The organism is Nocardioides panzhihuensis (genome assembly GCF_013408335.1).
GTDB classification, from domain to species: Bacteria; Actinomycetota; Actinomycetes; order Propionibacteriales; family Nocardioidaceae; genus Nocardioides; species Nocardioides panzhihuensis.
Genome location: NZ_JACBZR010000001.1, coordinates 5,477,751 through 5,500,758, shown reverse-complemented (window position 1 = coordinate 5,500,758; position 23,008 = coordinate 5,477,751). Strand labels below are relative to the sequence as shown.

The following is a 23,008-nucleotide window of genomic DNA, read 5'->3' as shown; positions in this document are numbered from 1 at the left end:
GGAGTCGACGCCATCCTTTCTCTGCTCAGCCGCCCTGCTCAGCCGACCACTCGGGGTTGACCGCCAGCGCCGTCACATAGACATCCTCGGTCGGGAAGTCGACGTCCTTCACGTCCACCTCCAGCGCCAGGGACGGCTTGCCGGTGGCCAGGTCGGTGCGTACCAGGTTCAGCTCGGTCAGCTCGGTCCACGCACGGTCGTGGCCACGCTTGGACAGCGGCCGTCTGTGGAGATCGCCGTCCTTGGCGACCGTGTAGGCGGCGTTCGACGAGTACGCCAACGCCCCGGCGTCCAGTCCGATCTCGCCGGTCAGCTGGCCTACTCGGCGCGCCTGGATCGGCGCCGAACCCGACGGCAGCGGCGCGCTCCACAGCGCGTAGTCGTCGACCCAGACGAGCTGATCGCCAACGACCTTGAGCGCCTTCGCTGCCGAATGGCTCGCGTCCGCCGGATAGTCGACGGCGTGGTCGACGGCGGTCTGATCCGACGGCAGCCCCTTCTCGGTGTTCCAGGTGCGTACGAAGTCCTGGCCCTCGTCGTCCTGCCACGGTTCGTAGACGATGCCGTCGGCACACGGTGAGGTGACACCGGGCGCGGACGCCGGCTCCAACGTGCTCAGGATGTCAGTGCCATCGTGGGGATGGGCCGACGTCAGCGCGGCGCGGTCGAGCTCGCTCTCCGGGACCGACTGGCTGTCGTCCTCGAAGGCCTTGGTGTCGGTCCCGCGCCCCGGCGAGAACACGCGCTCACCGCAGACCGCCGCCGTCGACGTCGCGCCGTAGGGAGACACCCTCGAGGTGGCCTTGCCGCTGTCGCCGTCGATGTAGGTGACGAAGCCGCCGCCCGAGGAGTCGGTCTTGCTGAAGCCGACCAACGTCCCCGGTCCCGACTGCACACGGAACCACTCACGGGTAGCCTCGAGCGGCTTGTCGCCACTCCTACGCGTGAGCTCGGTCAGGCCGGCGTTACTGATCACGTAGTCGTGCTCCGGATCGGAGGTGGTGATCCCGTGCTCGGTCCACGAGATCCTCGCGCCTTCGACCCCATCGAGCTCGATCGCCCGGGTGCGGCCCTCCGGAGAGACCAGCACGAGATGGCTGGACTCTTCGCCGCTCTTCTCCACCCGCATCGCCATGACGGCGTCCTCGGTCGCGAAATCCTTTGCCGGCGGCTCAGCACCACATCCAGAGACCAACCCCGCGGTCGCCACCGCTATCGCTGTCGCTCGTCGCCTCACCGTTCACGTTCCCGTCCGTAGAAGAGTAAAGAGCGCGCCCACGCAAAGATTCCCGAGCGTGAGTGCGTCGAGGTATCCAACGACGCACTCACGGCTCACGAATCCGCCTGCCGCACGAGTCAGGCGGGCAACCACCGCAGAGTGGACACGCACAGGTCGAGCCCATTCTTCCACCCGATGAACTTCTCGTCCGCTGCGGACATCGACTCAGGGCGGGCGAGGGAGGCCATCAACTGCAGACCACGGCGCCGCTGAGAGCCTGGAATAGGCGTCATGTAGACGATCGACGTCACCACGATGTTGCCGCCTTCCAGAACGCGAGTGGACTCCCGCTCGAACCGGACGAACCGCTTGTCGCCGAACAGAGGCTTCGCGCCGTGGTCGCGAATGGCTTGTGCGACATAGGCGTCGAGGTTGCTGCCATCCGGGGAACGTCGGACCGCCGCGAGGATCGAGGCAGGGTAATACGCCTTGCTGTCGCCCATGTCCCCGGTCTGTGCGAAGTACGCGACGACGTCCTGCTTCTTCATGACCGCGTACGCCTCGTCCAGCTGCGATCGAAGAGTCGCGTGCAGCTCGGGTCTGTTGGCGGCCATGAAGCGCTGCTTCAGGGCAGCGTCCATCTTCTCCTTGCCCGCAGAGTCAGGGCTGTGCCGCTCCCATCCTGGAAGAAGCTTCAGTTCAAAGTCCGGATCCTTGACAGCTCCGAGCATCTCGCGCAACGGGATCCCTCCTTGAGCACTCAATGGTCACACCCCACCATTCCTGACCGATCGAAGCGGCGAATTGTCGTAGTTCTCGAAGTCGGCATAGGAGACGACCTTGCGCGCACGCAGTCGTAGGAGCGCCCGGTGCCGACTCTCGAGGAGAACCTGCTCGTTCTCGGGTGAAAGCTGGTCGAGATCGACCGCCGGTGGCTTCGTCTCGGAACGGAAGCGGTGATGCCCGACGATCGCTCCGACCGAGACAGCCAGAAGAGCCACCGCAGGAATCATCATGAGCCACCACAGCGAGTTGTCCATGTTGGCCGCGAGAATCGCAACGATCAGCCCCACGGCGAAGATCGTCGCCATGATGCTGAATGCGGACACTGTGCGGTCCGCCTGCCGATAAGGCAGGGCGCGCCACTGCAGGTAGAAGTACAGCACCGAGAACGCGCCGAGAACGCATGCGACGTAGACGAGTGCGATCACCCCGCCGCTGGCGCGGCCGCCGATGACTGCGGCGACCGCAAATCCGAGAACGATGAGGCCGACGATCGCCACCCATGTCATCAACTTCGAGATCATGCGCTCGGCAGGGGTGCGTCGTCGGTCCCTGGCCGCCAGCTCCAGCTCGATGTGCGCGTAGTCCCGGACAACTCTGTTGAGCTCGTTGATGTCGAATCCGGTGCCTGCCATCTGTACTGCAGCCCAGTCCATAGGGCTCGGGGCCACCGGTTTAGGCATTGGAAATGCCCTCCCATTCGTCTGTCGGCTTACGTGTGACTGTTGAAACTGGATCTGCAGCGAACCGTTGCCCGTTCGGTTCCGTGACCTGCAACGTGGAGAGCAACACCGGAAGGCCGGCCATCGTCATCTGGAAGATCTCCCGAGAGCCGGCCTCCGCGATGACCAGAACACTTCCTGACGCGGCGCTGAACGAATACACGGCAGTGAAGAGCTGGAGCTTCTCACCATTGATCGTCTCTTCGCGTACGGCAACACACTTGAGGCCAGGACCGAAGGCCGCGCCTGGGTATTCGTCCACGTCGAACCCTGCCTCGCGCCATCCTGCGACGTCCAGCGGAGCGCCCGCGGCCAGCACGATCCGAACCCGGCTCGGCACAGGGACGCCGAGCGGCCAGTGCAGCATCACCGACAACGTTCCTTGCTCGACGGCTTTCGCCACGGCGTCGGTCAGGGCCTCACGGACCGCCGTTTCAACACCAGGACCCCAGGATTCCTCGCCCCACCAGGATCGGATGCGTGCGATCTCGCTCTGGAACCACTCTTCCGGTTCGCCAGTGCGTTCGCGAGGTACCCGAGTCCAGTCGCTTTGGGGAAGGACTCCTTCCGCAAGCCACTCCGCTTCCATCATTTCCTTCTGCTAGCTAGGTGAGATGATCAGGCCGATACTCAGTTGAAGGCATCCACGAGCGACCCGCCGCCGAGACCAATTCCAGCGTTGACGTGGCCATAGACCGAGAAGCCGTGCTTCACGATTGCGCCTTGGACTTCTCCAGCCGCCTGCCAGAGGTTGGCGTTCTCGCCGATCCGGGCGAAGTCGCTGACATCGAGACCCGTGTGGATCGACGTGATGATGTCGCCGAAGGCCTTACGGCCGAGTGCGGCGTCGTCGAGCCCGCTCGCGAACTTGAGGCCCGTGCTGAACTTGGACAGCTTGGAAGCGTTCTCGCCCAGCTCCGCGATCCCGTCGGCCATCTTGCCGAACTTCCCGAACGGAACGACGTCGAGGGCAGCTGTGAACAATTCCATGCCCGTACATTCACCAGCGCAGAACTGAATCGCTCGCGCAAGGAGGATCGCAGCAGACAGTGCGAGCGCGATGGCAGCGAATGGCCCTGCGACGAACAGCCCGATCACGAAGACGACCATCGCAACGATCTCCAGGACCGCCACGATGTCATCGAGCACCTCCCAGAAGCCGTCCTCGATCTTTCCGGACAGTCCGTTGGTGATCCCGGAGACGGCCTCGTCGTAGCCGTCCTCCCATACGTCGTACCACGTGTCGAAACGCTCGGCCGCGTTCTCCCACGCGTCGTAGGCCTGCTTCTTTGCCTGGTTGTCCTCGGCCTCTTGCTTGGCCTCGGGACTGTCCGCGTCATGACCGCCCATGCCCAGCACGCCGCCGTCGGCCTCGGGCTCCAGACTGCCGTCCTTGTCACCGGGGAGCGCGTCGTACGTCTCCCAGAGATCTGAACAGGTCGTAGCGGTGTTGTCGATCAACGGTTTGTACGTCTCGAGCACTTCGCCGTACTTCACGATCACCGGGCCGACCGGCTTGTAGAGATCAGCCGCTTCGTCCAATGTCTTGTAGGAGTCGCCGATGGTCTCCTGCAGCTTGGCGATCGCCTCGCCGCTCATCGCGCCGCTGGACAAGGTGTTCTCCTTGATCCCTCGCAGCGTGTCAGCGGCGGTCTCCATCATCGTGCCGATCCTGATGATGTCCTGCCCCCGCGAGATGATGCCTGAGGGAGAGCCCTCAACACTCTTGATCTCACGGCCGCGTGGGGAATCCGGCATGCCACCGAACATGGTCTACCCCTACTCTTTGGCCGTGAATGCCACGGCCATATCGTTGTCTCCGCCTTTGAAGCCACTAACGACATCATCGATGTGCTTCTTCACGCCTTCGAGACTCTCCTTGAGCTCATCGCGCTTGTCGTCCCAGCGCTCCTCGAAGTCACACGCCTGATCGCGCAGCTCGCTCTTGTCGAACGGGTCACCGATATCAGCCTCGAGATCCTCGGATCTACTGGTGGCATTGTCGAACTCATCGATGATCGTCCCCAAGCTGGAGGCCGCCGCCTCGAGATCGGAGAATGTAATCGCTACATCTGGCACGGTGCCGCACCTTTCGGACGTCTAGCAAGACCGGCCATCGGCCGAGAAATGGACATATGAGAGCGGCGGAGGCCCAGCTTTCGCTGGGCCTCCCGCCGCAGAGTCGATCAGCCGCCGGCGAGCTGGGAGTCCAGGTCCTGGATCGCCGTGGCCATGTCACGCAGAGCCTGCGCCATGTCCTCGACACCAGCAATGGCGTCCTTCAGACCCGTGGTCATCTCGGTGTAGCCGTCCTGGAACTTGCCCGACGCCTTCTCCGTCTTGAACCCGTCCTGAACGAGCTCGTCGACGTAGCCCTGGCACTCGTCCAGAGCGGACTCGATCGTGTCCTTGCCCTGGTCGAGCTTGTCGGCGGTGCCGGTCATCTCGTCGTATGTTGCCCCGAAGTCACTCATCGATCATTGCCTTTCCCGCGGTTTCATTACACGACACCATTGCGGCGCCGGTCGTCACAGTCACTCACGCCTCACGGGGTCGTGAAGCGTGAACCCGACGAGCAGATAGGCCTCATCCCGGGCATGGTCCGGGATCCGGGCGATCGACGTCGTCACGGTAGTCCTACCCGCTACGCCGAGTTCTAAACATCTCCGAAAGTAAAGTTTCTGCTAGCCCGGTCAGGCAAACGCTGCGGCTCAGCCGCCAGCGAGCTGGGAGTCCAGGTCCTGGATCGCCGTGGCCATGTCACGCAGAGCCTGCGCCATGTCCTCGACACCAGCAATGGCGTCCTTCAGACCCGTGGTCATCTCGGTGTAGCCGTCCTGGAACTTGCCCGACGCCTTCTCCGTCTTGAACCCGTCCTGAACGAGCTCGTCGACGTAGCCCTGGCACTCGTCCAGAGCGGACTCGATCGTGTCCTTGCCCTGGTCGAGCTTGTCGGCGGTGCCGGTCATCTCGTCGTATGTTGCCCCGAAGTCACTCATCGATCATTCCCTTTCCCGCGGTTTTCATTTCAAGACGCCCCGTCAGCGGACGCCGGTGGCCACCGTAGGCCACACTCTTCTTCCCTGTGAAGCGTAAAAACAGGTTCGTTGCCTCGTTCATACGTCGTTCTCGTTGTCGCTCGCCAGAGGCATCTGCATGGTCACCGTCCGACCGGCCTGGACGAAGATTCCACGGCCCGCCGGGAAGTCGGTGCGCTTGAGCTTTCCGAACGGGACCTTGAACAGCGTGTCGCCGTCGTAGGTGTCCGGTTTGAGCACGATTCCCTGGCGGGCGGCCTTCCACTCACCCATGACACCCGAGCCGCCGCCGGCGCGGGTGACGTCGGCGTCGCCGACGAAGAGGTGGTCGGAGTTGTTGATCGCCTGCAGCAGGGTGCGCATCGGGCGGTCGGCGGGACCGTCGGCCAGGTGGGTCATGTCCTCGGCGACGATCATGATGCGGCCGGGGAAGGACTCGTCGGCGACGATCTCGGCGAGCTCGGTGACGAGCGTCTTCTCGTCGTCGGGGCGGGTGGCGCTGCGTACCCAGGGCCGGAAGTCGCCGAGCATGGCGCGACGGCTGCCGAGGTGGAACAGCTTCACCTCGGGGTCGAAGCGCTCCATGGACTCCACGAGCGCCTTGAGGACGTTGGTCTTGCCCGACTGCGGCGGACCGGTGACGATGAACGAACCGATCGGTTCGAAGCCCCGAGGCGCCAGGGTGTCGTCGGCGATGCCGAAGACGGGCTGGCCGTCGACCTGCGCGGGAAGGGACCGGCTGGAGACCTTCGTGGGCAGGGCACCGATCTCGCCGACCTCGGGAACACCCTGAGCACGCAGCTGCGCGACGAGCTCGTCGAGAGCCTTGGTCTGCTCGGCGACGTTGGTCGTGCCACCCAGGACGGCGAGCTGCACCTCGGCCTTGTCGACGACGGCGCGGCCGGGCGCAGACTGCTCGTTGAGTACGTCCTTGGGGGCTCCGACCAGGACGTACTGGCTCGGGTCGGAGAGCCGCATGACGACACGGCGCGGGATGTTCGCGAAGACCGCGGTCGGCACCGAGCCGCTGCGGTCGGCGGTGATCACCGCGTGGACGCCGAGCGGGCGGCCCTCGCCGAGGACTCGCATGAAGGACTGGTAGAACGGCGCACGCCCGGCCGCGATCTCCCACTCCTTCTTGAACTCGGGGTAGTTGTCGATCAGGAGCAGGATGCGCGGCATCGACTGGTCGGCGATCTCACGGTATTCGGTGAGGTTCGCGGCCGAGGCCTTGGAGAAGAGCTCGGAGCGGCGGTCCATCTCCCGCTCGAGGGTGCGCATCAGCCGCTGCAGACGCTCGGCGTCGTCGCCGTCGATGATCGAGCCGACGTGCGGGAGGCGCGCGATCGCACCCAGCGCGCCGGAGGCGAAGTCGAGGCCGTAGACCTGGACCCGGCCGAGCTCCGGACGGGCGCCGGCGGCGGTCGCGATCGTCTTCAGCATGGTCGACTTGCCCGAACCGGAGGACCCGAAGATGAGCAGGGACCCGTCGCGGTCGGGAGCGAAGTAGATCGCGTTCTGCTGCTGCCGCTCCGGGAGGTCGGCAAGACCCAGCAGGATCTGTCCGTCACCCTCCAGCGGCAGGTCGCGCATGTCGACCACGGACGCCAGGTCGTCGAGCCACGGTCGCCGCGGGGTCATCAGGCCAGCGGTCGCGGAGGCATTGATCAGGTTGGCCACGATCCGCTTCTGGTCGTTGGGGCCGAGGTCCTCGTCGTGCGAGTCGCTCTCCGGCGGACGCTCCGGCTCCCACTCCGTGATCGAACCGAACTTGAGCTCGGCCACCCTCACATCGGCGGTGACGACCTCGTCGTCGCGGGTCCAGCCACCGGCGTACGCGGACTGGAACGGGGTCAGGCGACCGGGTCCGGTCTTCGCGATGCCGCGGCCCGGCAGGGACGGCGGGAAGGTCCCGGCGATCGGGTCGTCGACGACGTCCTTGGAGTCGGTCTCGTCGGCCATACGGAGCGCGACACGGAGGTTGGTGTTGGCTCGCAGGTTGTCCTTGATGACACCGGCCGGACGCTGGGTCGCCATGATCAGGTGGATGCCGAGCGAACGACCTCGCTGGGCGATGTCGACGACACCGTCGACGAACTCCGGCACCTCACCGGCCAGTGCAGCGAACTCGTCGATGACGAGCACCAACGCGGGCGGGCACTCCGGGTCCTGTCGCTTCTCCAGCTCGAGGAGGTCCTTGGCCTTCTTCCGGTTGAAGAGGTGCTCGCGGTGGTGCAGCTCGGCCTTGAGGCTGGTCAGCGCACGGCGTACGAGGTGCGGGCTCAGGTCGGTCACCAGGCCGACGCAGTGCGGAAGCTCGATGCAGTCGGCGAAGGCCGACCCGCCCTTGTAGTCGACGAAGAGGAACGTCACCCGGTCGGGCGAGTGGGCCGAGGCGATGCCGAGCACCCATGCCTGCAGGAACTCGGACTTACCGGCACCGGTGGTGCCGCCGACGAGGGCGTGCGGGCCCTGCGTACGCAGGTCGAGCGTCATCGCGTCGGAGGCTCCCTGGCCGATGATGGCGCGCAGGTTGCCGGCCTTCTTCAGCCGCGGACGCGGCCGGTCGGAGCGGTCGATGATCGAGTTGTTCTGCCGCCAGCGCTCCACGACGGAGTGCGGGTCCTCGGCGACCTCGTTGCCGACCAGGGAGAGGAAGCCGACCGAGTTCGGCAGGTCGGAGGAGTCGTGGACGACGGTGCTGGCGTCGACGACAGGCGCGAGCCGCTTGGCGAACATCTCCATGTAGGCGTTGGAGACACCTTCGACGGTGACACCGTCGAAGAGGTCGCCGTTGCGGACCAGTCCGACGGTGGCGCGCTCCAGACCGTCGCTCACGTCGAGATAGCTGCGGCACACCGCCGGCAGCGCCTCGACGGTCGAGGAGAGGAAGACGGCATGTACGCCGACGTCGGCGCCCCGCTCGAGGACCTGGACCAGGCGGGCCCGGTCCACGGGCGCGTCGTTGGTGACGAAGACGATGATCGAGACCTGGACCCGTGCGTTGGTCTCCTCGCCGGCCCGAGCGACGTCGGTGCCGTACTGCATCGGGTTCCACTTCTCTGGGAACGGGCCGCGGTGCTCAGCGGTCCGTCCGGCGCGCATGATGTATTCCTCCAGCGCGCTGAGCAGGGCATTCGCCGTCGGCGCGGAGTCGGCCAGCGGCATGTCCTTGAAGCGGTTGGTCTCGGAGGTGGTGTGCGGCAGCCACTTGAGCCACTCGAACTCCTCGACCCAGTCGGGGTCGGCGAAGGCGACGCTGACGACCTCGTTGGGCGCGTGCAGCCCGAAGAGCTGCACCGCGATCCCGCGCATCGCATCGGCCGCCGGGCCGGCCGGGCCGGCGACACCCACGGAACCCACCGCGGGCAGCGACTCCAGCAACGGCACGTCGTCGACGTACTTGTAGCGCTCCTTCAGACGATCGATGCGCTCGATGTAGTCGGGCAGACCGTTCTGGGTGTCACGCTCGGCGATCGAGTTGCGCGACAGGGCGCGCGTGGTGCCGAGGCGTACGGACAGGAAGTTCCAGTGCTCGGGACGCCGGGTCCACAGCCGCGGACCGAGCTGCATCGCCTGCTCGAAGACCTCGGCGACCGCCGGGACCTCCTCGTTGCGGGCCAGCTCCTCCTCGGGCTTGCTGCGGTAGAAGACCTCTTCCAGCTTCTCGAACTGCCGCTCGAAGAGCTCGATCTCGTGGTCCTGCTTGGCGCCCGCCTGACGGTGCTGGTTGAGGTAGTTGCCGATCGCCATCATCGGCGTCATCACGACCAGCAGCAGCGCGCGGGCGCGGCCGGTCATCGCGTAGATCGAGAGCGCCATGATGATCGGCGCGATCAGCACGAACCACGGGAACAGCTTCTTCTGCATCTCCGTGGGCATCCACGGCGGCGGGTGCTCGGTGCCGGGGTAGCGCACGTCGACCCGCGGGCTTCGGTTGAAGAGCAGACCGCCACCGCGCTCGAGCACCGGGTCCTCGACGGCGGAGAGGAAGTCGGCCGAGAGCTGCATGACCAGCGTGGTGCTGCCGATGACGACGGGCGTGTCCGGCGCGAGACGTACGCGGGAGACCTGGGTGCCGTCGACGACGACGCCGTTGGCCGAGTTGAGGTCGACCAGCTCGACCGAGCGGTCCACCTCGATGCGGGCGTGGCGCTTGGAGACCATCGGGTCGGCGAGCACGATCTCGTTCTCGGGACCGCGGCCGATCGAGGCGTGGCCGGTGGTCAGCGGGAACGCCTGCCCCCGCACCGGACCGTCGATCGCCCGCAGCACGCCGACGCTCTTGCGACGCGAGCCGGTGATCTCGTTGTCCGGGCCCATGTTGACGACCGCGGCCGCGAAGCCGGACCCGATCGGCGCATCACCGATGGGTACGTCGGGTTCGAGCGGCTCCATCCGGTCGGCGGTCGGCGGGGCGACGGCCAGCGTCAGGACGTCGTGCTCACCCGCGATCACGGAGCGCGCCGGGTCGGCGTCGGCGATGTGCCGTGCGACGTCGCCCGCGGTCGCCGTGGAGTCTGCTGTGACGATCACATCCGCGGGCGCGACACCGGGCCGGTGCAGAGTGAGCTTGACCTTCATCCTTGGTTCCCCTCGTCAATGTGGCTAAGAGCTCGCGGGGCGGCGGTCACCCGCGACGCACCAGGGCCGAGCGGTCGCCGAACCGGATCATCGCGCCGACCGGGGCGAGCACCGGCTCCCAGGCGTTCAGCCGTCGGGTGGCGCCCTCGTGGATCACCACGGTGCCGTTGGTCGAGCCTCGGTCGGTGACCTCGACACCGTCGCCGCTGGGGCGCAGGGACAGGTGGGTCTTCGAGACCGACACGTCGATGATCGAGACCGTACGCGCCCCCAGCGTGTTCTCCGTCAGGGCGGGGTCACGGCCGACCAGCACCAGGCCGGTCACGGGGATCCGCTCGCCCGAGTCGACCTTGAGCATGATGCCCCGAGGGCGCTCCTGCCCGTGAAGCGGCTGGCCGCCGGTCGTAGGCGCAGGGGTGTGGCCCGGGGCGGGGGTCGGCATGGGATTCGGGGTGGGGTTCGGCGCCGGTGTCGGGGTCTGAGCCGGGGTGGGCGTGGGAGCCGGGGTGGGCGTCGGGGTCGGAGGCGGCGGCACCGTCTGACCCTGGCTGGGCGTCACGGCGCGCGACGGCGGGATCGCCGGGGTCACCGGCTTCGGTGCCACCGGCCCCGAGGGCGGGGTCGCGAGCGCCCCGCCAGGCGAGACCCCGGGCTCCTCGCGCCTCGCCTTCGGGCGGGAGACGCCGAGCACACCGGCGCTGACCCGGCCCGAGGGACGGTAGCTGCCGGCGTCCTGCGCGTTGGGGGTGCTGAGCGAGGGCAGCGACTTCCGCTCCGCGACAGGCGCAGCCGCGACCGTCTTCCGAGCGATACGCATCCGCTTCTCGTCGTAGGGGTCGAGGCCCTCACGCACGTCGACCATCCACATCTCAGCGACCTTGTCGTGCCAGCCGCGGCTCCGCTTCTCCTTGTCGAAGAGTGGCGAGGCCAGAAAGACGATCGGAGCGATCGGGATGATCCCGGAGCCCCACAGGACCAGGGCCCGCAGGAAGGCGCGACCGGCTCCCGGCCGCTCGAGGGTCTTGACGTTGATCGAGCGGATCCCGGCGACGGACTTGCCCAGCGTGACGCCACGGCGGCCGTGGAAGACGATCTGGACGATGACGAAGACCAGCGTCAGCAGGATGGTCGTGCCGCCGGCGATGGCCGCCAGCAGGAAGTCGGGGTGGCTCAGGAACCGGGCGAAGCCGAACTTGCCCTGGGCCAGCTTCAGCAGCAGCGGGAACGTGAAGACGAGCAAGGGGACCTGCAGGACCAGGTAACAGACGATGTCGACGGCGGCCGCGAGCGCGCGCCTGCCCAGCGGCGCGTCCTTCAGTCCGAGCGATGCGGCGTACGCCGGGTCCGGCTTGCCATCAGCGGTGAGACCCTCGATCCGGTCGTCATTTTCGGCGACCTCCCATATCTCCACCGCAAGAGCTCCTCACGCCCGATGTCCGAGTCCCGATGTCCCGAGTACTGCCGCGCCTATCAACGACGCCAGCAGGCTACCGGAATGTCCCGGTCCGGGCGCGATGGTGTCTGGCAGGATCGATGTATGTCAACACCCCCGGGTCCGGCCGGGAGTCGTGAGCGCATCGACTTCTCGGACGGCAGCACCGCCGACCTCGTGCTCAAGCCCGACGGCTGGGCCATCGTGATCGACGGCGTCGCGCAGTCCCACCTCGGAGACCCCGCGCAGCCGCCGAAGCTCGCCTCGATCCGTTGGATGCTGGCGGCGCTCGGTGATCAGGCACCTCGTTCGGCCGCACACCTGGGCGGCGCACTGCTCGCGCTCCCCCGCGCAGTCGCCCATCGGTGGCCCTCGACCACCCAGACGGTCGTCGAGCTCGAACCCGCCCTGGTCGAGCTCACCAAGACACGGTTCCCGCTTCCCGCCGGGATCACCATGGAGACGGCCGACGCACGCTCCTGGTTGGAGGCCCACCCGGGCTCGGAGCACGACGCCATCGTCATCGACATCTTCGCCGGCAACCGGATCCCGCCGGCCTTCACCTCGCTGGAGTGCATGACGGCAGCGCGGAGCGCACTGCGTGAGGAGGGTCGGCTGGTGCTGAACTCCGTCGCCGGCCCCGAGCTGCTCTTCACCCGCCGTGAGCTCGCCACGCTGCGTACGGTCTTCGAGCATGTCGCGATGATCGTGCAGGGGTCCGCGCTCGCGGGCGCGAGGTTCGGCAACGCCACGCTGATCGCCTCTGCGTGCCCGATCGACGGCGAGGTGATCCGCTCTGCGCTGGCCGGCGACCCGTCGAAGGGCGCGCTGGTGACCGACCTCGACCCGATCATCGACGGAGCCTCTCCGATCAGCGACGCCGACCAGCTCTGGTCCCCGGAGCCGAACCTGCCCGACGCGAGCGCCGCGCTTCGGCTCCTCGAGCAGACCCGTCAGGCCGTCGACGCGCTCAGATCAGCGTCGGAGTGACCTTCCGTCGCCTTTGTCTAGCGAGATTCAGCCCTATCGCTCGGCAGATACCAGCACAGGCATCGTCAGGCATTTCTTTTACCGAAACCGGCTTGTAACGTTCAAACAACCTGCCGGCGACTTACGGGCGGGATGCTTGATGCGCAGGACAGACCACGATGTAGACGATCTATCCGTTGTAGGGGGGACCTCGATGGAAACACTCACCGCGACCAAGCCTGAGGCGAACAGCTCCGCGAAGCAGCACAGCCTCAAGTTCCGGCACGCCAGTGCCCTGACCAAGCTCATGGACGAGCGACAGGACCTGCGCGGTGTTCACGTGTTCGCCGACTTCGTCGACGACTCGGTGCGCTGGTCCGCGTGACCGGCATCTGAAGATCCATTGCGTGAGGCCCGGCCGATGACGGCCGGGCCTTCGCGCTGTTCGGGGTCGCTGGTGGCGCGTCCCAGAAGGACACACCACTAGACGCTGCGGTGGACGACCCGCCCGCCGACCGTGGTCAGCACGACCCCGCCGTGGGCGATCGCGGCCAGGTCGCCGACGGAGGCCCGGAGCGGATCGATGTCGAGCACGGCCAGATCTCCGCGAGACCCAGGACCGACCGTGGGCTGTCCGTCGACCGAGGCCGCCAGGGCCTCCTGGACGGTCAGCGCCTGCTCCGGGTGCCACGGCTCCTTGCCGTCACGTGAGCGGCCGACGGCGGCGGAGATGGCCAGCCACGGATCGAGCGGCGCGACCGGAGCGTCCGAGCCGAGCGTCACCCGTACGCCCTCGTCGAGCATCCAGCGGGTCGCGAAGCAACGGTCCTCCCGCCCCGGCCAGACGCCCTCGGTCATCTCGCGGTCGTCGAGGATGTGCGCCGGCTGCACCGAAGCGGTGATCCCGAGCCGAGCCATCAGCGGCAGGTCCTCGCGACGTACGAGCTGGGCATGCTCGATGCTCCCGCGCGCACCCGTCGCCGCGTACGCCACCAGAGCCTCCGACACCGCCCTGTCCCCGATGGCGTGCGTAGCCACCTCGAGGCCGGCGTCGTGGGCCTTTCCCAGAAGTCCCCGCAGCTCGTCCGGCGACTGGTTCGGCGCCCCGCAGCTGTCCGGGTCGTCCTCGTAGGGGTCGCAGCACCACGCTGTCCGTGTGCCGAGCGAGCCGTCGCTGATGATCTTCAACGGCCCCATCGTCAGTCGGTCCTCGCCGGCGAGCAGCGGGTCGCCGGTACGTAGGCCCTCGGCGATCGCATCGTCGAGCTGGTCGGCGTAGGACGCGACCCGGATGCGGACCAGGTCGCAGCCGGAGGTCCACCGCGACCGCCAGTCGTCCAGCCGGACACCGACCTCGAAGTCGGTCATCCCGACCACCCCGAGCGCGGCGGTCCGACTCAGCATCCGACGGTAGGCCGCCGGGGTGCTCCCGTTGGACTCGAAGAGCTCCGCGACGCGCGGATAGGCCTGGTACCACTCCGTCTCCTGCACCATGTCCTCACGCCGGGGCAGCTCCACGGCGTCGAGCGCCGCGGTGTTCAGCCAGGCGTGGTGGAAGTCGTGGTTGACCAGGATCGCGGGGATGGCGCCGGTGACCGAGTCCAGCTCGGAGACGTTGCCCCAGCGGTCCCAGGTGCCGGCCGAGTGGCCCATCCCGACGATCGCCTCGCCCGGCCCACTCTGCCGTTCGAGGGCGCGCGCGGCCGCGGCCACCCGCGCCAGCGCCTCGGCAGGCGAGCGGGTGCCGTGGAGGTCCAGCCGGCTGGCCCGGAGCGTCCACTGGCCGAGGTGGGTGTGGGCGTCCCAGAGACCCGGCACGAGCCAGCGGCCGCCGGCGTCGTACGTCTCGACGCCGTCCGGTCTGGACAGGCCTTCTCCGACCGCCGCCACGACACCGTCGGCAACGAGAACGTCAACCACCCCGGCGGGCGCGTTCGCCCCGGGTGAGAGCGGAACGATGCGTACGTTCCGGAGGAGAAGGTCGGGCATGAGCAGACGATAAGGATTCCGCCCGTCCCCGAGCGAATCAGAATCAGCGCCGCTTGAAGATTCCCCTGACGAGCTCTCTGGCGGCGGTGCGCGCGGCCTGCCTGAACGCTGTGGATTTCACCACCGTCTCGACCACCGAGTCGTCGTCGCGAGAGCGAGATCGTGAGCCCGAGGACTTCTTCGGAGCGCTCTTCTTCGCCGCCTTCGCTTCCGCCTTCTCGGCCGCCTTCTCTTCCGCCTCGGCCTTCTCGGCGGCCGCCGCGGCGTCCTTCCTCACCTCGAGCTGGTCTGCGGCGGACTCGACCTCGACGGCAGCGGTGTACTTCGCCGCCAGCGGCGACCCGGCGACGGCGGCTTCCATGGCGGCGGCCTCTACCGGAGCCATCAGCGACTCGGGCGCCCGCAGCCGCGTCCAGGCGACCGGCGTCGGCGCACCGCGCTCGTTCATGACGGTCACGATCGCCTCGCCGATCCCGAGCGTCTGGATGACGGCGCCGAGGTCGTCGTAGGAAGAGGTCGGGTAGGTGTTGACACTCGCCTTGAGCGCCTTGGCGTCGTTGGGCGTCGCGACCCGCAGCTGATGCTGGACCCGCGAGCCCAGCTGACCGAGCACGTCGTCAGGGACGTCGGTCGGCTTCTGGGTGACGAAGAAGACCCCGACTCCTTTGGAGCGGATCAGCCGCACCGTGGTGGAGATCTGGTCCAGGAACGCGTCGGAGGCGTCGTTGAAGAGCAGATGAGCCTCGTCGAAGAAGAAGACGAGCTTCGGCTTGTCGATGTCGCCGACCTCGGGCAGCGCCCGAAACAGCTCGGCGAGCAGCCACATCAGGAAGGTCGAGAAGATCGCCGGCCGGTCCTGCAGGTTGGGCAGCTCGAGCAGCGAGATGATCCCGACGTCCCCGTCGTTGCGGATGAAGTCGGTGACCGCGAAGGCCGGTTCGCCGAAGAACTCGTCCGCGCCCTGGTCCGAGAAGGCGATGAGCGTACGCAGGATCACCCCTGTCGTCGCGGACGAGAGGCCACCCAGGTCCTTGAGATCGGCCTTGCCCTCGGCGGAGACCAGCCACTGCAGCACCGACCGCAGGTCGTCGAGCCCGATCAGCTTCAGGCCGGCCTTCTCCGCGTAGTGGAAGACGAGCCCGAGCGAGGACTCCTGGGTCTCGTTGAGCCCCAGGACCTTGGACAGGAGCGTCGGGCCGAAGGCCTCGACCGTCACCCGGACCGGGATACCGGTGCCCTCCCCGCCGAGAGCGAAGTATTCGACCGGGAAGCCGCGTGCCTGCCAGGTCTGCCCGACCGACGCCGCCCGCGCGGTCAGCTTCTCGCTCGATTCACCTGGGGCGGCCAGACCGGAGAGGTCACCCTTGATGTCTGCGGCGAACACGGGAACCCCGGCCGCAGAGAGCTGCTCGGCAAGCAGCTGAAGGGTCTTCGTCTTCCCCGTGCCCGTCGCGCCTGCGACCAGTCCGTGCCTGTTCAGCATCCCCAGAGGGACGCGGATCGGCGTCTCCGTCAACGTCTCGGCGTCGGCCATCAGCACCCCGAGCTCGAGGGCTGAGCCCTCGAACCGATAGCCGGGTCCGACCGCTTCCGAGAGTGCAGCAGCATCCGTCATGGGCTGACTCTATGTTGGGTTTTGTCCTGAGGGCGATACAGTCACGAGGGTGATCTTCAAGCGTGTCGGCGACTCTCGCCCCTACCCTGACCATGGTCTGACGACCAAGGGGTGGGCTGCGCTGCCTCCTCGGACGGTCCGCCTCGACGAGCTGGTGACCACGAAGGACACCCTCCAGCTGGTGGCGCTGCTCAACGAGGACTCGACGTTCTTCGGCGACCTCTTCGCCCACGTCGTGGAGTGGAACGGCGAGCTCTACCTCGAGGACGGGCTCCACCGGGCGCTCCGGGCCGCGCTTCAGCAGCGCAACGTGCTGCACGCCCGCGTACACAGCCTCGGCTAGAGGCGCACCAGCGGGTTAGGCTCGGCGACATGCTCGATTCGGCCCTCACGGGACTTCGTACGTTCATCATCCTCGCCGTCCTCGCGGTTGCGGTCGCGCTGGCCGGTGCCTGGGGATGGAAGTCGATGACCGCACCGTTCCCGCAGAAGGTCGATGTCGGGCCGTGCGTGGACGCCCCGGTGAAGAAGGGCTCCGAGGTCTACCCGTCGCAGGTGGTCGTGACCGTGCTCAACGCGAGCACCCGGGCAGGTCTCGCCACCCGGGCGATGACGGACCTCGTCGATGCGGGCTTCGTCAAGGGCCGGACCGGCAACGCGCCCCGCGGCACCAAGCTGAAGACCGTCGAGGTGTGGGCGCCCGACAAGGACGCTCCCTCCGCCGCGCTCGTCGCAAGCTGGCTCGGTGACGCGAAGATCGTCGAGACCAAGTCCGACATCCCCGGCATCGTGGTCATAACCGGGGAGAAGTTCCCCGACGTCGCCGGCGGCGACAAGACGGTCACCGCCAAGGTCGACGCCACGATCTGCAGCCCTCCGGTCGAGTAACGCTCGTCCGGACTCAGCGCAGCCAGCCGGCCAGGCGACCCTTCCGGCTGACCAACTCGAGGCGGCGTTCGGCCTGCTCACGCTGGTGACGTGGCACCACGACCAGGATGACGTCGCGGGCGCGGAGGACGGTGGTGCTCTCCGGGACCAGGCTGTGGCCGTCGCGGATCAACAACGACACCGACGACCCGGACGGCAGCCGGAGCTCGCTGATCTCGACACCGTGGAGGCGTGACTCGCGCGGGATCCGGAGCTGGATGAGGTCGGCCGCGATCTGCTCCAACGGCGCGACGTCGAGATCGAGGGAGCGCGGATCGTTGGGACGGCCGACCCCGAGCACCCGAGCGACCCAGGGCAGCGTCGGTCCGGTCAGCAGCGTGTAGACGACGACCATCACGAAGACCAGGTCGAAGAGGTCCTCGGCACCGTCGACGCCCGCGGCGAGGGGAATGGTGGTGAGCACGATCGGCACCGCGCCGCGCAGCCCAGCCCAGGAGACGAACGCGGTCTCCCGCCACGTCATCCGGGAGACCACCGTGCTGACCAGCACGGACGCGGGCCGGGCGAGGAAGGTCAGGATCAGCCCGGCGGCAAGCGCGAGGCCGATCGTCTGGAGGTCGATACGCCCCGGGGAGAGCAGCAGACCGAGCATCACGAAGAGCCCGATCTGGGCCAGCCAGGCGACTCCCTCGGCGAAGGACCTGGTCGCGCCGCGGTGGGGCAGGTCGGCGTTGCCTAGCACCAGGGCGGCCACGTAGATCGCCGCGAACCCGGAGCCGTGCAGCCACGCCGATCCGCCGTAGGCGAGGAACGCCAGCGTCATCACGGCCAACGGGTAGAGACCGGCGGAGGGCAGCGCGGCCCGTCGCATCAGCCAGGCCCCTCCGAGACCGACGAGCAGGCCGACCACGATGCCCAGCAGCAGCTCGCCGATCACGATCCCAGCCACGACGATCGGAGGGTTCTCCGCGATCGCGCCGCTGGCGATGAGCGTCACGACCACCACGGTCGGGGCGTCGTTCAGCCCCGACTCCGACTCGAGGACGCCGGTCAGCCGCTTCGGCAGCGGCACCACCCTCAGCACCGAGAACACCGCGGCCGCATCGGTCGGCGAGGTCACCGCGCCCAGCAGGAAGGCGAGCTGCCAGGGAAGCCCGAGCAGATAGTGCGCACCCACCGCGACGACCCCGATCGAGATCACCACCCCGACGGTGGCCAGCATCATCCCGAGGCCGAAGGAGGGACGTACGTCCTTCCACGACGTCGTCAGACCGCCTTCGGCCAGGATCAGCGCCAACGCCCCGAAGCCGAGCGCGTGGGCGAGGGCGGCGTCGTCGAACCGGATCCCGAGCACCGACTCCCCGAGGAGGACACCCATCAGCAGATAGATCAGCAGCGACGGGAGCCCAGCCTTCGTCGACACCTGCACCGCGAGGATCGCCAGCAGCGTGACCAAGGAGCCGATCAGCACGAACATGTCGAGCTGATGGACGTCAAAGCTCATGAGACTGTCGCTCGCTGAGGCTCGCTCATGTCGTGGGTCCCCCTATGACCTCCGGGACTGCATCTTAGGGCGTGGCCGCGACCTACCTGGCGGCCTGCGCCGCCATGGCACGCACTGACCGGCGTTGCCGCCCCTCGAAAGACCCCGGTATGCCTTCGGGACGGCGCCTTGGCCAGCACGCACCCTGACGACGCATGCCATCCAGGCAGGTCTCGGCCACACCCTAATGTTCCCCCTATGGATCGCCTGACTGTCGCCCGACGCGCGAACGTGCCTCCCTTCCACGTGATGGACATGCTCGAGCGGGCGGCCCAGCGGCAACGGACGTACGGCGATCTCATCTCGCTCACCTCAGGACAGCCGTCCACGGGCGCGCCGCAGGCGGTCAGCGCCGAGGCGGTGCGGTTGCTGCAGAGCGGTGACCCGCTGGGCTACACGCCGGCCACCGGCATCCTCGAGCTGCGCCAGGCGATCGCGGGCCACCACCGGGCGTGGCACGGGATCGAGGTCTCCCCCGACGACGTCGTCGTGACCACGGGCGCCAGCGGCGGCTTCCTGGCGACCTTCCTGGCGGCGTTCGACACCGGCGACCGGGTGGCGATGGCCCGGCCGTCGTACCCCTGCTACCGCAACGTGCTCGCGGCCCTCGGTTGCGAGGTCGTCGAGATCCCGACCGGTGCGGCCGAGCGTTTCCAGCCGACCGTGGAACAGGTGCGAGAGCTGCACGAGCGGGTCGGGCTGAAGGGGCTCGTGGTGGCCAGTCCGGCCAATCCGACCGGCACCATGCTGCGGCCCGAAGAGCTGGCGGCGCTGGCGCGCTACTGCGAGGAGGCGGGCATCCAGCTGATCTCGGACGAGATCTACCACGGTCTGACCTACGGCGGTGACGGTGGCCGTGGCCGCAGCACGTGGGAGACCTCGCGCGATGCCGTCGTGTTCGGCTCGTTCTCCAAGTACTTCTCGATGACCGGCTGGCGCATCGGCTGGCTGCTCGCCCCGGCCCATCTGCGACGTGCGATCGACGTCCTGGTCGGCAACTTCACCATCTGTCCACCAGTCCTCGCCCAGCATGCCGCGATCGCGGCGTTCACCCCGGACGCCTATGCCGAGCTCGACTCTCATGTGACGCGCTACGCCACCAACCGCGGTGTCCTCCTCGACGGCCTCCGCTCGCTCGGGGTGACGGAGATGGCGCCGGCCGACGGGGCGTTCTACGTGTACGCCGACGTGAGCCGCTGGACCGACGACACCATGTCGTGGTGCCACCAGATCCTCGACCGCACGGGTGTCGCGATGGCTCCGGGGGTCGACTTCGATCCGGTCGAAGGACACCGCTTCGTACGCCTCTCCTTCGCCGGCTCCACCGCCGAGATCGAGCAGAGCCTCGACCGCCTCTCCGCCGTCCTTCGCTAGGACGTCGCGATCGGTTTTGAGAAAGTTCACGATTTTACGTTTAGGAACCGTGCGAGCGGGGTAGGACCATCACAGAGACCTGTCCGAGGAGGGATATGTACGGCGAGAGCGACGTGATCCGTCGTCGGGTGAGCCGTCTGCGAGAGCAGGCGGACGACATCCGAGCGAGTGCCGACACGCTGGTGGTGCAGGCGGAGTCCGTGCCGTGGCACGGCCGGGCCGCTGAGTCCCTCCGCGGACGGATGAAGGAGCGAGCCACCGCGCTGCGAAGCGTGGCCGAGCAGCATGACCGCGCGGCCGACACGCTGGCCAAGCATCTCAAGCAGGTCGACCTGCTCAAGGAACAGATCGCCGAGGCCGAGGCTCGCGCCGAGGTGTTGATCGCTGACGGCGAGCTCGACGGATTCGAGGCCCCTGCGCCGGGCCACAAGGACTGGCTGGAGGTCACCCTACGATGACCACGATCGACCTGGGTCCCGCGCCGAGCGCGCCGACCGAGCCGTGGGCAGGGGTGCCTCGCCGCGTCGGCCTGACCCTTCCCGAGCTCACCCACGCCTGCGAGAGCATCGGTGCTCCGATTCCGTTCGAGGTCGCGACACACCGCGACGAGGGGCTCGACGCCCGGCTGGGGCGTACGCGCTCGGCGGCCGAGGCCGAGGCCCTGGCTCGTGCCGTCGCCGGCTTCGGCGAGGGCAGCACCTCGCTGCAGCGGCGCGACCTCCTCGACCCCGACGGCACTCTCGACGCCGGGATCGCCGGCGCCCTCGGGCTCTTGGCCACCCCGGAGGTGGTGATCGACCTCGATGTCGCCGTCGACAGCCTGCGTGGCCGCGCCTGGCACCGACAGAAGGGCGAGGCGGCCGCGTCTCTGGCCACCGTGGACGGGCTCGTCTTCGAGCTCTCCTGGTATCCCTCGGCGGCCTGGGCGGCCGAGCTCGGACGCACCGCCACGCTGCCGGGCGACACCGCCCGGCTGACCTCTGTGGTGCCCGACAAGCTGGAGGTCCCGTTCGCGACCGCTGACGCCGTCTTCGAGGCGCTGCGCACCGGACGCGGCGACCTGGTGCCCGTGCTGACCGAGGGCGACGTCGTCGTCGCGAGCGCCCTCGAGGCGCTGTCCAACGAGACCCACGGCCGCCTGCGCGCCGTCGTCGCGACGACCGCCGACCCGGAGAACCCGCTGATCGGCACCGTCTCCTGGACGCTGGTCAACGACGGCTGGCGCTCGATGCGTACGGTCTCGCTCGAAGGAGAGCTGACCCTGATGATCACCAGCGTGGAGCCGTCCGAGCTCGCCGCAGAACTTGCCCCTGTCCTCGCGGAGGTGGTCCGATGAACGAGCGTCAGCGAGTGAACGTCGACGCATTCATCGGACCGCGTCCGTATTCTGGCGCTTGCGCTACGGAGGTGGTCCGATGAACGACCCAGCCAACAACCCGGTCAACGATCCGATCGACCGCCTCGGCCCGCTTCCTGGTGGCGCCCCCGACTCGGTGGCGACGCCGGCCGGCCCGGAGGAGAAGTACGAGCAGATCCTCGGCCTGGCCGGCTCCATCGGCGACGCCGGCGCGCAGCTGCGCGAGTGGGCAGAGCTCGGCGCCGACATCCTCGCCGACGACGACGTCACCGCCTCCGCCGCACTCTCTCCGAAGACCTGGGAGCCGGCCGAGGAGGAGATCCGGGCGGTGACCTCCGAGAAGGGTGGCCTGCTCGGGCTCGGTCAGGCGCTCGACGCCGACGCGCTCTCGGTGCGCGCGACGGTGCAGACCTACCGTTGGATCGATGAGCTCCAGAGCGCGGTCCGCAGCTCGTTGGGCGCCATCGCGGCCAACGCCATCGACTACCTCGCACCCGAGGTCGAGCTCGGTGGGTCGCTGCTGTCCGCAGGCCTGATCGAGACCGACGCGCTCGACCGCGAAGGCGTAACCGCATACCTCGGCGAGCTGGCGCAGGGTCATCCCGAGCTGATGGACCACATCGCCACCGGTGGCGGACTGCTCGAGTCGCTCGAGCTGCGTTCGCTGCTCACCGCCGACTTCCCGCGCGGCGACGACGCCGGCGCGGCCGCTGCGGGGGCGCTGCGGGCGGCGGGCATCGACTTGTTCGCGACCGATGCCGGGCACGCGCTTCGTGACGTCGGTGGGGCCTTGGCCTCCGCCGAGGAGGACGACCCGGCCGGCGACGTCACCGCGGACACCCCGGCCACCATCGAGGAGCTGATCCGCACCCTCGAGGCCACTGAGACCGGGGTCGCGGTCCAGAAGACGGCCCCCGGTCGCTACATCGCCTACCTTCCGGGTCCCTACACCGGCAGCCGCCGGCTGCGGCTCGTCTCCGGCGACCTCTCCGCCTACATCGCCACCGCATCGCGGACCATCGAGGAGTCGGTCGAGACCGGCGCCCACGTGATGCTCGTCGGTGCTGCGGCAGGGGGCACCGCGGCGGCGGCGATCGCTGCGGCAGCCGGGGCTGCGTACGTCGTGGACCAGGTGGTCACGGTCGGTGCTCCGGGCGCGGCAGCGCCGCGGGTCCCGGAAAGCACTCGGGTGCTGTCGCTGGAAGACCGGTCCGACCCGGTCGCGCTCCTCGGCGGGCTCATCAACGCAGGTGTCGGACACCGGTTCACGGTCGTCTACGACGGCACCGCGGCGCACGAGAGCCACTACATCGCCGGTGGACGGGCGGCGGACAACGCCGGCCACGATGAGCTCCGCGACGAGATCAGCCGCATCCGCAGTCTGGGGTACCTTGCCTGAAGGTGTCGGATCGCTAGGGTGTGTGGCACCGCCGCGTCATCCTGATCCGGCTTGACGGATACGTACGCGGTGGGCGCTCTGACACCTACTCGATCG

Annotated in this window: 21 protein-coding genes; 8 read left to right on the top strand and 13 right to left on the bottom strand. The window is 68.1% G+C overall.

From position 1 onward, the window contains the following. Positions 1-25: 25 nt before the first annotated feature. The 10 genes from BJ988_RS26035 to BJ988_RS31145 form a co-directional block, all read right to left on the bottom strand. Positions 26-1,135, bottom strand: a complete 1,110-nt coding sequence (locus BJ988_RS26035; RefSeq protein ID WP_179660739.1) for a hypothetical protein — start codon at positions 1,133-1,135, stop codon at positions 26-28. A 221-nt stretch (positions 1,136-1,356) separates the two neighbouring features. Beyond that, entirely contained in the window at positions 1,357-1,950 is a 594-nt protein-coding gene (locus BJ988_RS26030) for a protein TPRXL (RefSeq protein ID WP_179661702.1), read from the bottom strand. Positions 1,951-1,986: 36 nt separating this feature from the next. After that, entirely contained in the window at positions 1,987-2,637 is a 651-nt protein-coding gene (locus tag BJ988_RS26025) for an ABC transporter permease (protein WP_179660738.1), read from the bottom strand. 40 nt (positions 2,638-2,677) lie between these two features. Then, a complete protein-coding gene (locus BJ988_RS26020; RefSeq protein ID WP_179660737.1) occupies positions 2,678-3,316 on the bottom strand; it encodes a hypothetical protein in 639 nt (212 codons plus the stop codon). Positions 3,317-3,354: 38 nt separating this feature from the next. Then, a complete protein-coding gene (locus tag BJ988_RS26015) occupies positions 3,355-4,482 on the bottom strand; it encodes a hypothetical protein (protein WP_179660736.1) in 1,128 nt (375 codons plus the stop codon). Between the two features lie 21 nt (positions 4,483-4,503). Beyond that, positions 4,504-4,803: a flagellar protein FlgN gene (locus tag BJ988_RS26010; protein WP_179660735.1), complete on the bottom strand. Its 300-nt coding sequence runs from the start codon at positions 4,801-4,803 to the stop codon at positions 4,504-4,506. Between the two features lie 107 nt (positions 4,804-4,910). After that, a complete protein-coding gene (locus BJ988_RS26005) occupies positions 4,911-5,198 on the bottom strand; it encodes a WXG100 family type VII secretion target (RefSeq protein ID WP_008356172.1) in 288 nt (95 codons plus the stop codon). A gap of 237 nt (positions 5,199-5,435) precedes the next feature. Further along, positions 5,436-5,723, bottom strand: coding sequence for a WXG100 family type VII secretion target (locus BJ988_RS26000; protein WP_008356172.1), 288 nt, complete (start codon positions 5,721-5,723; stop codon positions 5,436-5,438). 117 nt (positions 5,724-5,840) lie between these two features. Then, on the bottom strand, positions 5,841-10,346 hold the full coding sequence (locus BJ988_RS25995) for a type VII secretion EssC family protein (RefSeq protein WP_179660734.1): 4,506 nt from the start codon (positions 10,344-10,346) through the stop codon (positions 5,841-5,843). Positions 10,347-10,392: 46 nt separating this feature from the next. Next, entirely contained in the window at positions 10,393-11,757 is a 1,365-nt protein-coding gene (locus BJ988_RS31145) for an RDD family protein (RefSeq protein WP_179660733.1), read from the bottom strand. Between the two features lie 126 nt (positions 11,758-11,883). Between BJ988_RS31145 and BJ988_RS25985 the strand changes: the two genes are divergently transcribed. Together BJ988_RS25985 and BJ988_RS25980 are read left to right on the top strand one after the other, a co-directional pair. Then, positions 11,884-12,768: a spermidine synthase gene (locus tag BJ988_RS25985; protein WP_179660732.1), complete on the top strand. Its 885-nt coding sequence runs from the start codon at positions 11,884-11,886 to the stop codon at positions 12,766-12,768. 193 nt (positions 12,769-12,961) lie between these two features. After that, positions 12,962-13,132, top strand: a complete 171-nt coding sequence (locus BJ988_RS25980) for a hypothetical protein (RefSeq protein ID WP_179660731.1) — start codon at positions 12,962-12,964, stop codon at positions 13,130-13,132. A gap of 98 nt (positions 13,133-13,230) precedes the next feature. Here BJ988_RS25980 and BJ988_RS25975 read toward each other — a convergent pair whose 3' ends face one another. Together BJ988_RS25975 and BJ988_RS25970 are read right to left on the bottom strand one after the other, a co-directional pair. Further along, complete coding sequence (locus BJ988_RS25975) at positions 13,231-14,736, bottom strand: amidohydrolase (protein WP_179660730.1); 1,506 nt, start codon at positions 14,734-14,736, stop codon at positions 13,231-13,233. A 43-nt stretch (positions 14,737-14,779) separates the two neighbouring features. Then, positions 14,780-16,351 (bottom strand): helicase HerA-like domain-containing protein, encoded by a 1,572-nt coding sequence (locus BJ988_RS25970; RefSeq protein WP_179660729.1) that lies wholly within the window; start codon positions 16,349-16,351, stop codon positions 14,780-14,782. Between the two features lie 49 nt (positions 16,352-16,400). Here BJ988_RS25970 and BJ988_RS25965 point away from each other — a divergent pair, with 49 nt between their 5' ends. Both BJ988_RS25965 and BJ988_RS25960 read left to right on the top strand, forming a co-directional pair. Then, complete coding sequence (locus tag BJ988_RS25965; RefSeq protein WP_045551249.1) at positions 16,401-16,694, top strand: type II toxin-antitoxin system VapB family antitoxin; 294 nt, start codon at positions 16,401-16,403, stop codon at positions 16,692-16,694. A gap of 29 nt (positions 16,695-16,723) precedes the next feature. Continuing rightward, positions 16,724-17,239 carry a LytR C-terminal domain-containing protein gene (locus BJ988_RS25960; RefSeq protein WP_179660728.1) on the top strand — a complete coding sequence of 172 codons (516 nt, stop codon included), beginning with the start codon at positions 16,724-16,726 and terminating at the stop codon, positions 17,237-17,239. Between the two features lie 13 nt (positions 17,240-17,252). Here the strand turns inward: BJ988_RS25960 and BJ988_RS25955 are convergent, their stop codons facing one another. Then, a complete protein-coding gene (locus BJ988_RS25955) occupies positions 17,253-18,743 on the bottom strand; it encodes a potassium/proton antiporter (RefSeq protein ID WP_179660727.1) in 1,491 nt (496 codons plus the stop codon). A 237-nt stretch (positions 18,744-18,980) separates the two neighbouring features. Here BJ988_RS25955 and BJ988_RS25950 point away from each other — a divergent pair, with 237 nt between their 5' ends. From BJ988_RS25950 to BJ988_RS25935, 4 genes are all read left to right on the top strand, one after another. Further along, positions 18,981-20,156 carry a pyridoxal phosphate-dependent aminotransferase gene (locus BJ988_RS25950; RefSeq protein ID WP_179660726.1) on the top strand — a complete coding sequence of 392 codons (1,176 nt, stop codon included), beginning with the start codon at positions 18,981-18,983 and terminating at the stop codon, positions 20,154-20,156. Between the two features lie 95 nt (positions 20,157-20,251). After that, positions 20,252-20,614 (top strand): hypothetical protein, encoded by a 363-nt coding sequence (locus BJ988_RS25945; RefSeq protein WP_179660725.1) that lies wholly within the window; start codon positions 20,252-20,254, stop codon positions 20,612-20,614. Continuing rightward, positions 20,611-21,492: a hypothetical protein gene (locus BJ988_RS25940; RefSeq protein WP_179660724.1), complete on the top strand. Its 882-nt coding sequence runs from the start codon at positions 20,611-20,613 to the stop codon at positions 21,490-21,492. Before BJ988_RS25945 ends, BJ988_RS25940 begins: the two co-directional genes overlap by 4 nt. Positions 21,493-21,571: 79 nt before the next feature. Further along, entirely contained in the window at positions 21,572-22,912 is a 1,341-nt protein-coding gene (locus BJ988_RS25935; RefSeq protein WP_179660723.1) for a hypothetical protein, read from the top strand. Positions 22,913-23,008 lie beyond the last annotated feature (96 nt).